The organism is Bacillus sp. AFS077874 (genome assembly GCF_002566505.1).
Classification (GTDB): Bacteria; Bacillota; Bacilli; order Bacillales; family Bacillaceae_G; genus Gottfriedia.
The window spans coordinates 1-15,850 of the sequence record NZ_NUYF01000024.1 but is presented as its reverse complement, the minus strand read 5'-3'; the positions used below and the strand labels follow the sequence as shown (position 1 = coordinate 15,850).

Annotated in this window: 18 protein-coding genes and 1 other annotated feature; of the genes, 1 reads left to right on the top strand and 17 read right to left on the bottom strand. The window is 32.2% G+C overall.

Features of this window, described 5'->3' with window-relative positions:
- Positions 1 to 166 precede the first annotated feature (166 nt).
- Positions 167 to 393 (bottom strand) — a binding site (T-box leader).
- A 231-nt stretch (positions 394 to 624) separates the two neighbouring features.
- The 13 genes from ndk to COJ46_RS18735 form a co-directional block, all read right to left on the bottom strand.
- Positions 625 to 1,071: a nucleoside-diphosphate kinase gene (gene ndk, locus COJ46_RS18795; protein WP_025671395.1), complete on the bottom strand. Its 447-nt coding sequence runs from the start codon at positions 1,069 to 1,071 to the stop codon at positions 625 to 627.
- Positions 1,072 to 1,297: 226 nt separating this feature from the next.
- The gene (gene hepT, locus COJ46_RS18790; RefSeq protein WP_097979295.1) at positions 1,298 to 2,260 is read right to left on the bottom strand and encodes a heptaprenyl diphosphate synthase component II; all 963 of its coding nucleotides are present in this window, start codon (positions 2,258 to 2,260) and stop codon (positions 1,298 to 1,300) included.
- Between the two features lie 44 nt (positions 2,261 to 2,304).
- Positions 2,305 to 3,015 (bottom strand): demethylmenaquinone methyltransferase, encoded by a 711-nt coding sequence (locus tag COJ46_RS18785; protein WP_097979294.1) that lies wholly within the window; start codon positions 3,013 to 3,015, stop codon positions 2,305 to 2,307.
- A gap of 41 nt (positions 3,016 to 3,056) precedes the next feature.
- On the bottom strand, positions 3,057 to 3,728 hold the full coding sequence (locus tag COJ46_RS18780) for a heptaprenyl diphosphate synthase component 1 (protein WP_176522695.1): 672 nt from the start codon (positions 3,726 to 3,728) through the stop codon (positions 3,057 to 3,059).
- Positions 3,729 to 3,911: 183 nt separating this feature from the next.
- Positions 3,912 to 4,484 (bottom strand): GTP cyclohydrolase I FolE, encoded by a 573-nt coding sequence (gene folE, locus COJ46_RS18775; RefSeq protein WP_056466689.1) that lies wholly within the window; start codon positions 4,482 to 4,484, stop codon positions 3,912 to 3,914.
- 253 nt (positions 4,485 to 4,737) lie between these two features.
- A complete protein-coding gene (locus tag COJ46_RS18770) occupies positions 4,738 to 5,010 on the bottom strand; it encodes an HU family DNA-binding protein (RefSeq protein ID WP_056466694.1) in 273 nt (90 codons plus the stop codon).
- 473 nt (positions 5,011 to 5,483) lie between these two features.
- Entirely contained in the window at positions 5,484 to 6,962 is a 1,479-nt protein-coding gene (gene spoIVA, locus COJ46_RS18765; RefSeq protein WP_069031864.1) for a stage IV sporulation protein A, read from the bottom strand.
- Between the two features lie 196 nt (positions 6,963 to 7,158).
- Positions 7,159 to 7,875: a hypothetical protein gene (locus COJ46_RS18760; protein ID WP_097979292.1), complete on the bottom strand. Its 717-nt coding sequence runs from the start codon at positions 7,873 to 7,875 to the stop codon at positions 7,159 to 7,161.
- Positions 7,876 to 7,895: 20 nt separating this feature from the next.
- The gene (locus tag COJ46_RS18755) at positions 7,896 to 8,093 is read right to left on the bottom strand and encodes a DUF2768 domain-containing protein (protein WP_056466707.1); all 198 of its coding nucleotides are present in this window, start codon (positions 8,091 to 8,093) and stop codon (positions 7,896 to 7,898) included.
- A gap of 442 nt (positions 8,094 to 8,535) precedes the next feature.
- The gene (locus COJ46_RS18750) at positions 8,536 to 8,802 is read right to left on the bottom strand and encodes a stage VI sporulation protein F (RefSeq protein ID WP_235832742.1); all 267 of its coding nucleotides are present in this window, start codon (positions 8,800 to 8,802) and stop codon (positions 8,536 to 8,538) included.
- Between the two features lie 141 nt (positions 8,803 to 8,943).
- The gene (locus COJ46_RS18745; protein ID WP_141437853.1) at positions 8,944 to 9,981 is read right to left on the bottom strand and encodes an NAD(P)H-dependent glycerol-3-phosphate dehydrogenase; all 1,038 of its coding nucleotides are present in this window, start codon (positions 9,979 to 9,981) and stop codon (positions 8,944 to 8,946) included.
- Positions 9,982 to 10,023: 42 nt separating this feature from the next.
- Positions 10,024 to 11,334, bottom strand: coding sequence for a ribosome biogenesis GTPase Der (gene der / locus COJ46_RS18740; RefSeq protein WP_097979290.1), 1,311 nt, complete (start codon positions 11,332 to 11,334; stop codon positions 10,024 to 10,026).
- A gap of 132 nt (positions 11,335 to 11,466) precedes the next feature.
- Positions 11,467 to 12,057 (bottom strand): YphA family membrane protein, encoded by a 591-nt coding sequence (locus COJ46_RS18735; protein WP_097979289.1) that lies wholly within the window; start codon positions 12,055 to 12,057, stop codon positions 11,467 to 11,469.
- 128 nt (positions 12,058 to 12,185) lie between these two features.
- On the opposite strand from COJ46_RS18735, the gene COJ46_RS18730 reads away from it, so the two are divergent.
- Positions 12,186 to 12,323, top strand: a complete 138-nt coding sequence (locus COJ46_RS18730; protein WP_069031858.1) for a YpzI family protein — start codon at positions 12,186 to 12,188, stop codon at positions 12,321 to 12,323.
- Between the two features lie 47 nt (positions 12,324 to 12,370).
- Here the strand turns inward: COJ46_RS18730 and rpsA are convergent, their stop codons facing one another.
- From rpsA to COJ46_RS18710, 4 genes are all read right to left on the bottom strand, one after another.
- The gene (gene rpsA / locus COJ46_RS18725) at positions 12,371 to 13,489 is read right to left on the bottom strand and encodes a 30S ribosomal protein S1 (protein WP_097979288.1); all 1,119 of its coding nucleotides are present in this window, start codon (positions 13,487 to 13,489) and stop codon (positions 12,371 to 12,373) included.
- 108 nt (positions 13,490 to 13,597) lie between these two features.
- Positions 13,598 to 14,278, bottom strand: a complete 681-nt coding sequence (cmk, locus tag COJ46_RS18720; RefSeq protein ID WP_097979287.1) for a (d)CMP kinase — start codon at positions 14,276 to 14,278, stop codon at positions 13,598 to 13,600.
- A gap of 138 nt (positions 14,279 to 14,416) precedes the next feature.
- Entirely contained in the window at positions 14,417 to 14,602 is a 186-nt protein-coding gene (locus tag COJ46_RS18715; RefSeq protein WP_069031855.1) for a DUF5359 family protein, read from the bottom strand.
- Between the two features lie 157 nt (positions 14,603 to 14,759).
- Positions 14,760 to 15,728: an asparaginase gene (locus COJ46_RS18710; RefSeq protein ID WP_097979286.1), complete on the bottom strand. Its 969-nt coding sequence runs from the start codon at positions 15,726 to 15,728 to the stop codon at positions 14,760 to 14,762.
- Positions 15,729 to 15,850 lie beyond the last annotated feature (122 nt).

Genomic DNA, 15,850 nt, shown 5'->3' with positions numbered 1-15,850 from the left:
TTTAAATTAATCTCATCAACTTTATCACGTAAATTTATTAACTCATTATTTGTACTCATTTCCTTATCCCCCTTAAAATTTAAAAATACAATTGTTCAACACCTCTTCTTTTCTTCAAGAAGTAGGCATGTAAAAAATAAAAACAAAAAGTCCCTACTGAATAAACAGTAGGGACGAATTATTTAATCGCGGTACCACCCTAGTTGTGAACAAAAACTCTGTTCACCACCTTCATTTTGTTAACGATCAAAATGACCGTTTCTATTTTCATTAAATGAAATAGAAATTGCTCCAAGAATGTAATTCAGCATACCTTATGTACTGACTCGCAGCTTCCGTCAGCTCTCTTAAACAGGGAAGTTATGCCTACTGTGCCCTTATCAACGCAATATATTCAATTGTCAAAAGATTCATTAAAAAAGTTATTAATGATGATTATAAGCAGATTTAAAGAGGCTGTCAATGCATTATTTTTTTACATTTTTTAACTTTTCCACTTTTTGCTTACTCATAACAATCCTTCTTAAGTTAATACGAAAATTTATCCACCAGTCTAGATTTTAAGCATTTCATAAATAAAAAAAGCCAGCAATTAAGCTGACTTCCTTGTGTAAAACTATTTTATTAGTATACCCACTCTTTAATAAGCTTTGAGTATTCAACTAATTCATTTTGGTTGAAGAAAATTCCGATTTCACGCTCTGCACTAGCAGGTGAATCTGAACCGTGAATAATGTTTTTACCTACAGTTGCAGCATACTCACCACGGATTGTTCCTGGTGCTGAATCTTTTGGATTTGTTGCTCCCATCATTTGACGAGCGGTAGCGATTACATTTTCGCCTTCCCAAACCATAGCAAATACTGGGCTTGAAGTGATGAAGTCTACTAACTCACCAAAGAAAGGACGTTCTTTGTGCTCAGCATAGTGAGTTTCAGCTTGTTCTTTACTCACTTGCATTAATTTAGCTCCAACTAATTGGAAACCCTTTTTTTCAAAACGTGAAACGATTTCACCAATTAAGTTACGTTGTACACCATCAGGTTTTACCATTAAATAAGTTCTTTCCATTATGCTCTACCTCACTTGATTTCAATTATGTATAAACAACACAGTTAGAATAGTAACATCAATTTATAAAATTATCAATAGTTTAAAATCTTGTTATATTGTAAAAATTGAAATCGCTTCCAGATTTTTGATTAACTTTACTAAATATAACTAAATAACAGGAATTCTATACGTATCTAAAAAGCCAAAAGAGGCAGTTGTAAATGCACTAGCATTTTCCCCGCCTCTAGTTTTTTCGATTTCCAATATTTTTAGCAATTAATATTAACATTTCCTTTGCTTCACTATTAGGAAGGCTATTGATACTGTTTAAAGATTTTTGTAAATATGCTTCGCTAACTTTTCTTGCTGCCTTAATATATGTACTTTTGCGAATTTGATTGATAAGAGGTTTAACAGTTTCCGGATCGATTCCTTCATAAACAGATTCAATTTTCTCTTTAAGAGCTAAATCATTCATCGCAAACAAGACAGGTAGTGTAATATTCCCTTGAATTAAGTCACTACCTGATGGTTTTCCTAATTCCTTCTCAGAAGCCGTAAAATCAAGAATATCGTCCATAATTTGAAAGGACATACCTAAATAGTATCCGTAATCTTTTAAACACTTTTGAAAAGCAGGAGAGGCTCCTGATGCAATTGCACCAATTTCACAACTCGCTGAAATTAAAAGTGCTGTTTTTCGTTTAATTCTTCTTAAATAACATTTTAAATTTTGGTCAAAATTATATTTATCTTTTATTTGTTCAATCTCACCTAAACAAATCTCTAAAATAGTCTCAGATAATTTTTGATGGGCCAATGGGATTTCGATTTCTGACATACATTCCAATGCTTTTGCAAATAAAAAATCCCCTGCATACATAGCAACACGATCATTGTAAGTTGAATTGATCGTCGGTTTACCTCTTCGTAAACTAGCTTCATCAATTACATCATCATGAACTAAAGATGCCATATGTATGATTTCCAAAGTAGCTGCTACATTTTTAATCGATTGAAGGTTATATTGTCCAAATTTAGCACTAAGCAATACAAAAACTGGTCTAATTCTTTTTCCACCAGATTCAAGCAACTGTATAGATGCATTTTTCAAAATTGGCTGCGTTGAATTGACTACTTTATGAAGCGTGCTTTCAATCTCATTAATGTCCTTTTTTAAATAAGAATATTTCCATTTAACCTTCATTCCGTTCACCTTACTATTCATCCCATTTTCTCGCTTTTTTGTAACTAGCTTTTTGGCTTAACACCTAAATGCATTGCTGCTACACCAAAAGTATAAGGTTTAATTTTTATTTTTTCTAACCCTGCTTTTTTGAAAAGATTTGCAAGTTCATTCATTCCTGGAAACGTGCTTGCACTTTCTTGTAACCAAGAATATTCTTTAAAGCTTTTAGCAAATATTTTCCCAAAAATCGGCATGATGTATTTAAAATACGCTTTATACACATGTCTAACACCAAATGCAGTCGGTTGTGATGTTTCTAAACAGACCACAATACCTCCAGGCTTAACGACTCTTGTCATTTCCTTCAACACTTGATAATAATCTGGAACATTTCTTAAACCAAATCCAATTGTAACAACATCAAAATAGTTGTCCTCAAATGGTAACTCCATAGCATTTCCATGAATTAATTTTACTTGTTCTAAGTGCATATTTTTAACTTTTTCTTCACCGATAGATAGCATATTTTTACTAAAGTCTAAACCTACTACTTCTCCATCTTTTCCAACTGTATTTGCAAGTGCAATTGTCCATTCACCAGTACCACAGCATACATCAAGCGCTTTCATACCTTTTTGAACATTCATAATTTTCATAGTTTGTTTACGCCAAGCAATATGTCGTCTAAAACTAATAATACCATTCATTGTATCATATTTATTGTAAATCTTTTCAAACACGTCATGTACGCGTTCTTCTTTTGATTGAGTCATATAAACCCCCACTAAACTAATTACGATTACTTCTATGTAGATTAATTTTGTAATTGTATTATTTTTGATAATTCTTCTTTTGTTTTAGCTAAATCAATAATCCCCATTATTCTTTGAAATTGCGTAATAAAATCAGAGCAGTTTTCAACTGATGATCGTTCGAATTCTTTTTTCAGTCTTGACATTAAACATTCTTGCTCAATATGCTTTATTGATTCTTCAGCTGATATAAATTTTGCAAAATGTACAAGTATAGTTGATTCGATTATAGTTATGCAGTTGAAAAGATCTTCTAAAGAACTAAATTGTTCGTGAACTAGATTGATCTTCTCTTCATTCATTTCCTTAACAGCATATGAAAGTTCTCGTATTAATCCAATTTCCCCAGTTTTAGATAGAGCATCGTAATATAGTCCACTATATAGGTCCCCTTCTAAAACGGTTAATTGTTTCTTTTCACGATCCATTGGTGTACCTTCATATGTGGATACCTTTTCATGTGTATCTAATGCAATTTGATGAATCATCAAGGCTTTACAATAATGCACAATTTTATCACTCGTAAAATTGTGTTCTTTTAATAAATTTATTAATAAAGTAACCTTTACATCATCAATGGTCGGTGCCTGAAGATGTTGATTTAAATATGGGTGTCTAATCGTATGTAATATTTGAGTGATTACTTCATTTTTTAACTCGTGAATACTATTCATTATTTCCATCCATTCCATTTATAACTGATTTTTTCATTATACCATAAGTAGTTTAGATGATATAAGTTGATTGCTCAATCAACTTGCATTATTTATAAATGAATATTTGAATATTTTAAAAAAAGCAGGACTCCCGGCTTTTTAGACTGCCTGTCAAACGCCCTGCTTTTTGCTTATTTGATTCTATTTAGTTGAATGAATCATTGCAAGGATTTCATTTCTTCCTTGCACATCCTCTTTAAGTGAGCCACGCACAGCAGTCGTAACAGTTTTTGAGCCTGGTTTTCTTACTCCACGCATAGACATACACATATGTTCTGCTTCTACAACTACCATTGCTCCATGTGGCTGTAGTACTTCCATAATAGCATCAACTACCGAGGCAGTAATACGCTCTTGCAACTGAGGTCTTTTAGCTACTGTTTCTACAGTACGTGCTAATTTACTTAAACCAGTTACCCTACCATTTCTAGGTATGTAGGCTACATGAGCAACTCCGTAAAAAGGTAATAGATGATGCTCGCACATTGAATGGAATGGAATATCTTTTACAAGTACTAATTCTTCATGATCTTCACCAAATACTTTATGTAAATGAGCTTTTTCATCTTGGCGCATACCAGAGAATACTTCAGCATACATTTTCGCAACTCGTTTTGGCGTTTCGTAAATTCCTTCTCTATTTGGATCATCACCGATAGCTTCAAGAATTAGACGAACCGCTTGTTCAATTTTTTCTAAATTAACTTCATTCATTAATTGATCCCCCATGCTAAAAAAAATTCTAATATTCACTATCAGATTCGTTTTATTTTAACATAATTCTTTTTTTATAGGCAAAAAAAAGAAGGATACTTTCTTTTTCCTTACTTTTAGACACCCTTAACTGAACGCTTTCATTGTCCAAAATTAATTATTGATCCCAAAAATATAAGACTTTTTGGACTTTTTTAGCAAAAAAAGAAGGATGCATTTTTTAGCATCCTTCTTTTTCGCTTAAATTATGTAATTATTTTACTGCATCCTTAAGCGCTTTACCAGGTTTGAAAGCTGGAACTTTACTAGCTGCGATTTCGATTTCCTCGCCAGTTTGTGGATTACGTCCTTTACGAGCTGCACGCTCACGAACTTCAAAGTTACCAAATCCGATTAATTGTACTTTATCCCCGTTTTGTAACGCACCAAGAATTGATTCGAATACAGCGTCTACTGCTAAAGTAGCTTGTTTTTTAGTTAATTCACCAGCTTCAGCAACTGCATTGATTAAATCTGTTTTGTTCATGTCTTTCACCTCCTCCCAAAATTTTAGAAATGTTTCTTAATTTCATTTGTGACCAAAATTTTAAATTTTATACAACAAATTCCAATTAATTTCTTTGTCATGCCTTATATTATACGATTCTACGGCTTTTTTCAATATGTTTTATAAGAAAATGTTGGAATTACTCGAAAACAGGTGGTGATTTTTCTGAAAAGTTCATTTTTCCTCTTCAATTTTCTTATAGGTACTTCTGAAAGTATGATGGTTACTGAATTAATCGGCATTTTTTTAATTTTTTTGATGATTTTTAATAAATTTATTTTTGTTGAATTTTGTCGAATAAAATTTATTTTTCTTTGCTAATTTTCTGTGATTTTATTAAAAATTTCATTTCACCAAATAAAATAGGGCTTTTAGATTTTTTAAAAATTAATCTTTATATTTCGCTAAAACAAAAAAAATCAGATGGTTTTTACCACCTGATCAATTAATGATTAAAGGATAATTGCAATTAAGCCGCCACTTCCTTCATTAATAATTCTTTCTAAAGTTTCCTTCAATTTATATCTTGCATTTTCTGGCATTAGTGAAAGTTTCGCCTGGATACCTTCTCGTACGATTGAACTTAATGAACGTCCAAATATATCTGAGTTCCAAATTGATAATGGATTATCTTCAAAATCTTGCATTAAGTATTTAACAAGTTCTTCACTTTGTTTTTCAGTTCCGATGATTGGTTCAAACGTTGACTCAACATCAACTTTAATCATATGAATAGAAGGTGCTACTGCTTTTAATTTGACACCAAATCTTGAACCATGGCGTATAATTTCTGGCTCATCTAAGCTCATATCTAAAAGCGAAGGTGCAGCAACTCCATATCCTGTTTGTTTCACCATTCTTAAGGCATCTGCTACTTGATCATATTCTTGTTTAGCATGAGCGAAGTCTTGCATTAATTCTAATAGATGATCTTTACCGCGAATTTCTACTCCCACTACTTCTTTTAAGACTTGATCATATAACTCATCTGGTGCAGATAAATCAATTTCTGCAACCCCTTGCCCCATATCTATTCCAGCAAGTTGAGCATGTTCAATAAATTCATAATCACTAAATTGGCCAACTACATAATCTACATCTCTTAATCGCTTAATATCTTTAACTGTTTCTTGAATTGCTTCTTGGTAGCTTTGGCGTAGCCAGTGATTTTCTTTTAAAACTAATACCCAGCTAGGTAGGTTTACGTTCACTTCAAGGACTGGGAATTCGTATAAAGCTTCGCGAAGTACGTTCATTACATCTCCTTCGCGCATTGCTTCAACACTTAATGCGATGACAGGAATATCGTACTTTTCTGATAGTTCTTGTCTAAGTGCTTCTGTATTAGGATGATATGGCTGAGAAGAGTTAATCACCATAATGAAAGGCTTTCCAACTTCTTTTAATTCAGCAACTACTCGTTCCTCTGCTTCAATATAATCATATCTAGCTATTTCTCCAATTGTGCCATCAGTTGTTACAACAACTCCAATTGTAGAATGCTCTTGAATAACTTTTCTTGTACCGATTTCTGCCGCTTCATTAAATGGAATCGGTTCTTCATACCAAGGAGTGCTAATCATTCTAGGACCATTTTCATCCTCATATCCTTTAGCCCCTGGCACACTATAACCAACGCAATCTACTAATCGAATATTTACATCTAACCCATCCGCTACATGAATTTTTACGCCTTGATTCGGAACGAATTTTGGTTCAGTAGTCATTATTGTTTTACCTGCAGCGCTTTGAGGTAATTCATCATGTGCTCTAGCACGATCAGCTTCATTTTGAATATTAGGGATTACAACAGCTTCCATAAAGCGTTTAATAAATGTTGATTTACCAGTACGCACAGCACCTACAACACCTAAGTAGATATCTCCTCCTGTGCGCTCGGCAATGTCTTTAAAAATATCTATCTTTTCCATGTGTTCCCCTCCCGATTTATCAATACATGGGAATAATTGACTTGAAGTAGTATACCTATGACAATATCATTCTATGATGTTGTCCTAGTGAGTTATGACAAGATTTTTTATTTTTTCTTTTTATTCACTTGGGATCAAATAAAATAATCCTTCGATAAAATGTATTCTTTTATCAAAGGATTATGATTTATATTATTTATTTTTGTTCTAAAAACACTGGTTGTCCATCTTTAATCGTATATGGAAGTGAGTATGCAGGCACGATTGGAGAGTCTTTTACTAAGATAGAACGAATATCTTCACCGAACTTATAATTTTTCGCTTCTTTAATTTTTGCATATAAATCAGTTGAATAGTCAACATAGAACTCCCCATCATTCCCCATGATGATTGGTAAGTTCTTATTGCTATAAGGACTGACTACGAACGGTTCTTCCTTGAAACCCATCTTTTTATAGTTTAATAGAAAAACACCATTAGCCAATGTTTTCTTGATTGGTGGGTATGTATGTTTATCTTTATAAACTTGTACTCTTAATGAAACATCTCTTAGTTTCTCTGCAATTCTAAGATCGACTAATTTAACCGTCGGATTCTTCTCTGCATCTACTAATACGTACTGGAAGATACCACCATTTTCATAAGAATTACCAGGTGCATCACTTAAATAACCAGGTGTTAGTTTTGTAAAATCAATTGGATATTTAATATAAATAGGTGTATTCATATCCTTGTTTTTTATAGGTAACATTCCTGAATTGTTTTCCTTAAATTTATTAATTGCAGTTTGAACTGATTGCAATTGATCATCATATGGTACTTGATTTTGTGCAAGTTTATCTTGTGGATATAAACAGCCACTTAATAGACTTATAACAAAGCACATTAGAATGGAAAGAAATAGCTTTTTCATGTTAGTCCCCTTTATTCTCATTAACTAGGCCAGCTTAATACGATATATGTAATTAAAATCCCTGAAATAATTAAAGACATATATGCAATAAAAGCTGTAATCATTTTTAAAAATTTTATTTTTATTTTGTTTCTACTCAAGAAAATTAAAAATAATGATAAAAGCATTAATCCGATTCCTACAAAAGAAATAATTTCATTAATATGTGCCGCGTTCATTATGTTCCCCCTATGTATTTTCTACCATTATTATAGTATCAAAATAATCACATGATTTGAATTAAAATCTTTTTAATCCTATTAAGACATTATCGACTTATTTAATGCTTACGTATACTTGTCTGCTATAAATTTATTTCCAGCTTCATAAAAAATCCATTAGAATATATTCACTAGTTAAAACTTTTACAACACCATCAAAATACCTCCTTCATAAAAACCAACTAAGGAGGACTTTAGGACCATTCACATATTTAAAAGGACAAAATAAAAAGAAAGAAAAAGTAAAAATATACTCCTTCTTTCTTCGAAGCAAACTGGGGCAATTGCTTCGTAATCATCCTCGACTAACACCCACCAGAATACATCCGGTATAAGTCATTCTATAGTATGCGAAAATGTATGATTATGCACTAAATACATCGCTGAAGAATAAGCCCAATTATTTTTGTTTAAACATATTTGTTAATGATTGAAAATCTAATGGCATATTATTTGTAACAATTGCTTGAACGATTTTGTCTTCTTTTTCCTTAGAAACTTGACGACCTGTCATCAATGCAATTTGACGAACTAGTTTTCTAACAGTTGCTTCATCTTTAAAGTTTGCATCTTTTACTGAATCAGCGACTTTAAAAATATCTGATTTGCTTACATTTGCTTTCTTTTCAATCTTATCGAAGAAACCATTTGGATTATTATTAGTCACCATTCAAACCTCCTTCTTTTCTATACAACATATGCTATGCAAAAAAAGAGAAATGGTGAAACGCCTATTTTAGGCCACAAAAGAAAAAGCACTAAAACAAAGTTTTAATGCTTTTAATCTGACTATATTTAGATAAATTAATTACTCAGCAAGATCGCTAATATAATTTGAAGTACTTTCACCCTCATGTTTTTTTACACGGGACATAAGTGCATCAACTGCTAATTTTGGATTTTTATTTTCAAATAATACTGCGTGTAATTCATTAACAATTGGCATTTCTACATTTACTTGTTTTGCTAATTGATATGCAGCCTTAGTCGTGCGAACACCTTCAACGACCATGCCCATATTATCTAATACTTCGTCTAAAGATTTGCCTTTCCCTAATAAATTACCAGCTCTCCAGTTACGGCTATGGACACTCGTACAAGTTACGATTAAGTCGCCCATTCCTGTTAAACCAGCAAAAGTTTGAGTATTAGCTCCCATAGCCTTACCTAAACGGATTATTTCTGCAAGTCCTCGTGTCATTAAAGCCGCCTTCGCGTTGTCGCCATATCCAAGTCCGTCAGTAATACCAGCAGCAAGTGCGATAATATTCTTTAATGCTCCACCAATTTCTACACCAATTACATCTTCGTTTGTGTATACACGGAAATAACCATTTGAGAATAATTCTTGTACAATTTCCGCATCTTCCATATTTTTAGATGCCGATGTTACAGTCGTTGGATGTCTTAAAGCAACTTCTTCAGCATGACTTGGACCTGATAATACAACTACTGATTTTAAGTATTTCGATTCAATTTCTTCAGCGATCATTTCTGAAACACGCTTAGATGTGTCAGGCTCAATCCCTTTACTTGCATGGATTATTGTAACCTCGTTCGTTAATTCATTATTTAATTGTTGGCAAACTTCTCTTATTGCTTTAGTTGGAACAACAAGCAAAATATAGTTAGCTCCATTTATAGCTTCCTTTAAATTAACCGATGCCTTTAAATTTTGAGGTAAATTAATTTCTGGCAAGTATCTCTTATTAGTATGCTGTTCATTTATTTCATTGATTTGTTCGGATTTATTTCCCCATAAAGTAACCGTATGCCCATTATCTGATAAAACCATGGCTAAAGCAGTACCCCAACTACCTGCACCTAAAACAGCGATTTTTTCCAATTCAACACTCCCCTTCATAAAGAATCCATATGTTACATCGAATTAAGCTCGTGCACGACCGATAATCCTTATTGGAGATCCCTCAAAATCAAAAGCATCTCTAATACGATTTTCTAAGAAACGCTCATAACTAAAGTGAAGTAATTCAGGATCATTTACAAAAACAACAAATGTAGGTGGTTTAATTGCTACTTGAGTTGCATAATACACTCTTAATCTTTGCCCATTATGTGTTGGTGTTGGATTCATCGCAATTGCATCCATGATAACATCATTTAATACATTTGTTGGAACGCGTAAACTATGGCTTTCACATGCTTTATTAATCATTGGTAATAAAGTTTGAGTTCTTTTCTTCGTTTTAGCTGATAGGAATACAATTGGAGCATAATCTAAGAACTGGAAATGTGCTCGAATGTTTTCAATGAATTCATTCATCGTTTTTTCATCTTTTTCTACTGCATCCCATTTATTTACGACAATAACAACTGATCTACCTGCTTGATGTGCATATCCAGCAATTTTCTTATCTTGTTCGATAATACCTTCTTCACCATCTAATACGACTAAGACGACATCTGATCTTTCAATTGCACGTAAAGCACGTAATACGCTGTATTTTTCAGTACTTTCATATACTTTACCTTTTTTTCTCATACCAGCTGTATCGATAATGACATAGTCTTGGCCATCTTTTGAATAAGGTGTATCGACAGCATCACGTGTAGTTCCAGCAACATTACTTACAATTACACGTTCTTGACCTAATAATGCATTTACTAAAGAAGACTTCCCTACGTTTGGACGACCAATTAAACTAAATTTAATTGTCTCTTCATCGTAATTTTCATCTTCTTGATCAGGGAAGTGTTTTACAACTTCATCAAGTAAATCACCCAGTCCTAAACCATGTGAACCTGAGATTGGAAATACTTCTCCAAATCCTAATGCATAAAAATCGTAAATATCGCTTCTCATTTCAGGATTATCGACTTTATTAACTGCTAATACTACCGGTTTTTTTGTTTTATAAAGAATTTTAGCAACTTCCTCATCTGCCGCTGTAACACCCTCACGGCCATTTGTTAGAAAAATAATAACATCCGCTTCATCAATTGCGATTTCAGCTTGTTGACGAATTTGTTCTAAAAATGGCTCATCACCAATGTCAATTCCACCTGTATCGATTAAACTAAATTCTTGATTTAACCATTCTCCTGAACTGTAAATACGATCACGAGTAACCCCTGGAATATCTTCTACAATTGAAATTCTTTCTCCCACTATCCTATTAAAAATAGTTGATTTCCCTACATTTGGTCGTCCAACTATTGCAACTGTCGGTTTAGACATTTAATTCATCCTTCCTAGCATAACTATGTACCATTTAAATCATCTAAATGAGTTTTAGTTTAGTTTTAAAAATTGATTTATTTAAATAACTTATCTATTTTAACAAAAAATATGAGAAAAGACCAATACACTTCAACTTTTTAGTAATTTTCTATTTTTGAGACTTAATTTTGATCCATAAATTACTATGAATTGAATTGCTGACAATAATAAAATGGACATAAATAACGTATCAAACCAATTCAAATCTCCAATTATATATTTAAAATTAATCGACTTAAACGTAATATAATTAAAAATGTCTCCCTGAACTAGACCAATCGTTATATAACGCATTTTTTCATAATAGGATTTACTTAAAAAGAAAGTAAGTAGTATTACTAAAAATGAACTAATTATCTTCTCATCAATAAAAAAACTTGCAGGATCATAAATCGAAAGCAGTGTAACTACACTAAATGTCATGCCTATAATCAGGCCTTTAAAGAAATGAACAATTTGTTCAATTAAATTTAATAAACTAATAAAGTAGCTTATGATAAAAATTATAATGATATATGAAAAATTTATATCAATTGAAAATAGATCAATTGTGTAAGCCGAACAGCTGATTAATATAAGCACTCCCGCTAAATACAAGAAATTCTTCTTAGTTCGATCCCGATAAAGTAAAAGAATTAATACAATAATCCAAGAAGTAATGATAAATAGACTACCTTGCACACGAAAACCTCCTAATAGTACTAGTATGAACAATTCATATTTCAAAAATAATCAAATAGAAAAGAAAGTGTATAAGAAGTTGCATTTAAAACGAATCTATAAATGAGATTTTTATGGAGGTGAATCGAGTGGGAAAAGATCGTCAAGAAAAGAAACTTAAACAATCTAGAAGAGTTGAATCTGATCGAGATCAAAGCATTCATAACAAAGGTGCTACGCGTTTAGACACACCTGAAGAAGCAAGAGCAGAAAATCAACATAACTAAAGTACTCTAAATAAAAATCCTTCAGCAGATGGCTGAAGGATTTTTTATTATTTTTTAAATTTATTTAATTTATCACCAAGTAGTTCGCTTAATTGGAAACCACTTTCACTTGGCTGTACGTATTTAGCAATATCTTCTTGAAGTTCAGCTTCACCAGCTTCTTTAATGCTTAATGATAAGCGTTTTTCAGTAGGATTAATATCTAAAACTTTAACTTTTACTTCTTGACCAACTGTTAGGACTTCGTTTGGATTTTTAATATGTTTATCAGCAATTTGAGAAACATGAACTAATCCTTCAATTCCATTTTGAACTTCTACAAATGCACCAAAGTTTGTAAGACGTTTTACAGTCCCTTCAACTACAGCCTCTGCTTTAATGCTTGGATTTAATTGATCCCATGGTCCTGGCTGAATTGCTTTCATTGATAAAGCAATACGGTTAGTATCTGTGTCAATTGAAAGAACTTGAACTTTTACAGTATCTCCTACAGCTACAATCTCTTCAGGCTTTGTAACTCGTTTATGAGACATTTGAGATACGTGGACTAATCCATCAACTCCACCAATATTTACAAACGCTCCGAAATTTGTTATTCTTTCTACTTTACCTTCAACAATTTGCCCAACCTTAATAGAAGAGTATGCTTGACGGCGATTTTCAACTTCATTTAATTGCTCAACAGCTTTATGAGATAGGATTACTCGATTTTTTTCGCGGTCTAGTTCTTCAATCACTACTTCAAGCGATTGACCAACATAGCTTCCTAAATCTTCAACGAATTTTTTTGAAACAAGTGAAGCCGGAATAAATCCACGAACGCCTACGTCTGCAATTAGTCCACCATTTACTTGCTCTGTAACGATCACTTCAAAAACTTCTTTTCTAGCTAATTTTCCTTCTAATTGTTCCCAAGCTTTAACTGAATCTACGGCACGTTTAGAAAAAACAACTGAATCTTCCTCAACTTTAATAACCTTTAATTCAATTTCTTGTCCAACAGTTAGCGCGTCACTTACATTTTCAATATGTACGTTTGAAATTTCTTTTATTGGAAGAATACCATCTGTTTTTCCACCGAAACCTACGATTGCTTGCTTATCTTCAATTTGTTCTACTACACATGAGATAATTTCCCCAACTTCTGGCATTACTTTTTCAACCATGTCATATTCCTCCTTATGTTTTAAAAATGGATAGACCAATTATGTATTATCCTCTTTTACCTTCTAATAAATAAGCAGAAAAGTCAAGAAATCTGATGACTAATTCTTCTAAATATTTTTTATTTTACCTTCAACAATCGTTAATATTTCATTTACAACATCATCAATGTTTTTAGAAGTAGTATCTAATGAGATTGCATCATCAGCTTTTTTCAATGGTGAAACTTCTCTTTCCGAGTCAATTCGGTCTCTTGTTGCTATTTCTATTTTCAATTGCTCAAAGTCACTTTCAAAACCGTTTTTGACATTTTCGATATGTCTTCTTTGAGCTCGTTCATCAACAGAAGCAATCATAAAGATCTTAACTTCTGCATCAATTAATACATGAGTCCCAATATCTCTACCATCCATTACAACCCCACCATTTACGGCATATTCACGTTGTAAATCCACCATTTTTTCACGAACTAAACTATGTTTTGCAACAAATGATACGTTTCTAGTTACTTCTGGTGTTCTTATTGGCTCTGAAACATCAACATCATCAATGAAAACTTTTTGAGTTCCTTCTTCTGGGATTAACTTAATCGTTATATTTGAAAGTAAGTTACTTAATTCCATCTCATTATTTACATCAATATTGTTTTTGATTGCTTTAAAGGTTAGAGCACGGTACATTGCACCAGTGTCGATATATACATATCCTAATTTTTTTGCAACAATTTTTGCAACTGTACTTTTACCAGCAGCTGCAGGTCCATCTATCGCTATACTAATTTTTTTACTCATAAGTCCTCCTACATAAAAAAAGTGCTACTTTAATAGCAACCTTTAATCTTATCATGTCCTAAAAAAATAAAAACAAATAAAAATAAAGCAGGCTAGCCTGCTTTATTTTATATTACCATATGATTCCGACGAATTCATCTATTTACCAATATGATTATATACTTCTCTCGTTACGTCCTTAGCTTTTTGCGTAACGCCTTCATATAATTCAATTTTCGTTAAATAGACCGAAAGACTAGGGAATGATAAGACATATTGACTTATGACTAAACAAAATAATTGAATAATAATTAATTTAAATAGTATTCGTTCGATTCTTTTCATTTAAGATCATACCTTTTTTTATTACCAGTATGATTAGATTCAATTAATTTTATACAAAATTTTGAATTTAATTTTTAATTCATCTAACTTTTAACAGTATTAAACCTAGTAAAAAACGTGCTATGCACGTTTTTCAAAAATGTATAAACAAGTAAGATTATTTAGAGAATCCTTCAAGAATATCATTCACTTCGGATGCTAACATAACAGTTAATTTAATTCTTGCCTTTTTACTATCATAATCTTTACCTAAAATTACACCTTTATTAACTAAATCATAGGCACTTCCGTAATAATCATAAGTCGGATATACTTCGCCTTCTTCAGAACTTGTTGTGATGATTACTTTAATGCCATCTTTTACAGCTTTTTCGATTTCTTCAGTCATATGTGGAGATACTTGTCCTCTTCCAACACCTTCAAGGACAATACCTTTAGCGCCATTTTCAACAGCTGCTTTAATTAAATATCCTTTTGCTTCAATATAACATTTAATTATATCTACTTGAGGTAACTCACTTGTAATTTTGTATTTATCCTTTAATACCGGTTTTTGATAGATATGTACTTTATCGTTATCGATAATACCTAGGTATCCGAAGCCAAATACGTTAAACCCTTGAATATTAGATGCATGTTCTTTTTTTACATATCTTGCAGTAAAAATACGTTCATTAAAGACAACAACTGTACCTACGTTTCGAGTAGATTCGTCAGATGCAGTATAGATTGCATGTCTTAAATTGATAAAAGCATCGGTACCTAATTCACCTGGTGATCTTTGAGAACCAGTAATAACAACTGGACGATCATCGTCAATTGTTAAATCTAAAAAATAAGCCGTTTCTTCTAACGTATCAGTTCCATGGGTAACGACAACCCCATCAATTGTTTCATCTTGATAATATTCTTCGATTTTATTCTTTAACAACATCCAATGTTCGAAGCCTATGTGCATACTTGGAACTTGGAAAAAAGAATCAACAATAACATTTATATCTTTTGGTAAATTAAGCATTTCTGCAATTTCTTGACCTGACAATGCCCCAGAATCTAATTTACCTGATTCTGCATTTGGTTTACTAGCAATCGTTCCACCCGTTGTTATTAATACTACTTTTTTCATTTTAGCACCTCATTTCACAAGAAATTATAACATTTTAAAATTCTTTAAGTAAACAGAAAACGGCTTGAAAATCTTTAATAAAAAAAACGTAACATAGCTACGTTCACGTTGTTGAAAAACAA

Bases quoted from the DNA above. Each gene is read 5' to 3' on its own strand.
- cmk (WP_097979287.1), bottom strand. From the start codon at position 14,278: ATGAGTAAAAAAATTAGTATAGCGATAGATGGACCTGCAGCTGCTGGT.
- COJ46_RS18710 (WP_097979286.1), bottom strand. From the start codon at position 15,728: ATGAAAAAAGTAGTATTAATAACAACGGGTGGAACGATTGCTAGTAAA.
- ndk (WP_025671395.1), bottom strand. From the start codon at position 1,071: ATGGAAAGAACTTATTTAATGGTAAAACCTGATGGTGTACAACGTAAC.
- COJ46_RS18770 (WP_056466694.1), bottom strand. From the start codon at position 5,010: ATGAACAAAACAGATTTAATCAATGCAGTTGCTGAAGCTGGTGAATTA.
- COJ46_RS18755 (WP_056466707.1), bottom strand. From the start codon at position 8,093: ATGAACGCGGCACATATTAATGAAATTATTTCTTTTGTAGGAATCGGA.
- COJ46_RS18760 (WP_097979292.1), bottom strand. From the start codon at position 7,875: ATGAAAAAGCTATTTCTTTCCATTCTAATGTGCTTTGTTATAAGTCTA.
- folE (WP_056466689.1), bottom strand. From the start codon at position 4,484: ATGAATGAAGTTAATTTAGAAAAAATTGAACAAGCGGTTCGTCTAATT.
- rpsA (WP_097979288.1), bottom strand. From the start codon at position 13,489: ATGGTTGAAAAAGTAATGCCAGAAGTTGGGGAAATTATCTCATGTGTA.
- COJ46_RS18715 (WP_069031855.1), bottom strand. From the start codon at position 14,602: ATGAAAAGAATCGAACGAATACTATTTAAATTAATTATTATTCAATTA.
- spoIVA (WP_069031864.1), bottom strand. From the start codon at position 6,962: ATGGAAAAGATAGATATTTTTAAAGACATTGCCGAGCGCACAGGAGGA.
- COJ46_RS18785 (WP_097979294.1), bottom strand. From the start codon at position 3,015: ATGACTCAATCAAAAGAAGAACGCGTACATGACGTGTTTGAAAAGATT.
- hepT (WP_097979295.1), bottom strand. From the start codon at position 2,260: ATGAAGGTTAAATGGAAATATTCTTATTTAAAAAAGGACATTAATGAG.
- COJ46_RS18780 (WP_176522695.1), bottom strand. From the start codon at position 3,728: ATGAATAGTATTCACGAGTTAAAAAATGAAGTAATCACTCAAATATTA.
- der (WP_097979290.1), bottom strand. From the start codon at position 11,334: ATGTCTAAACCGACAGTTGCAATAGTTGGACGACCAAATGTAGGGAAA.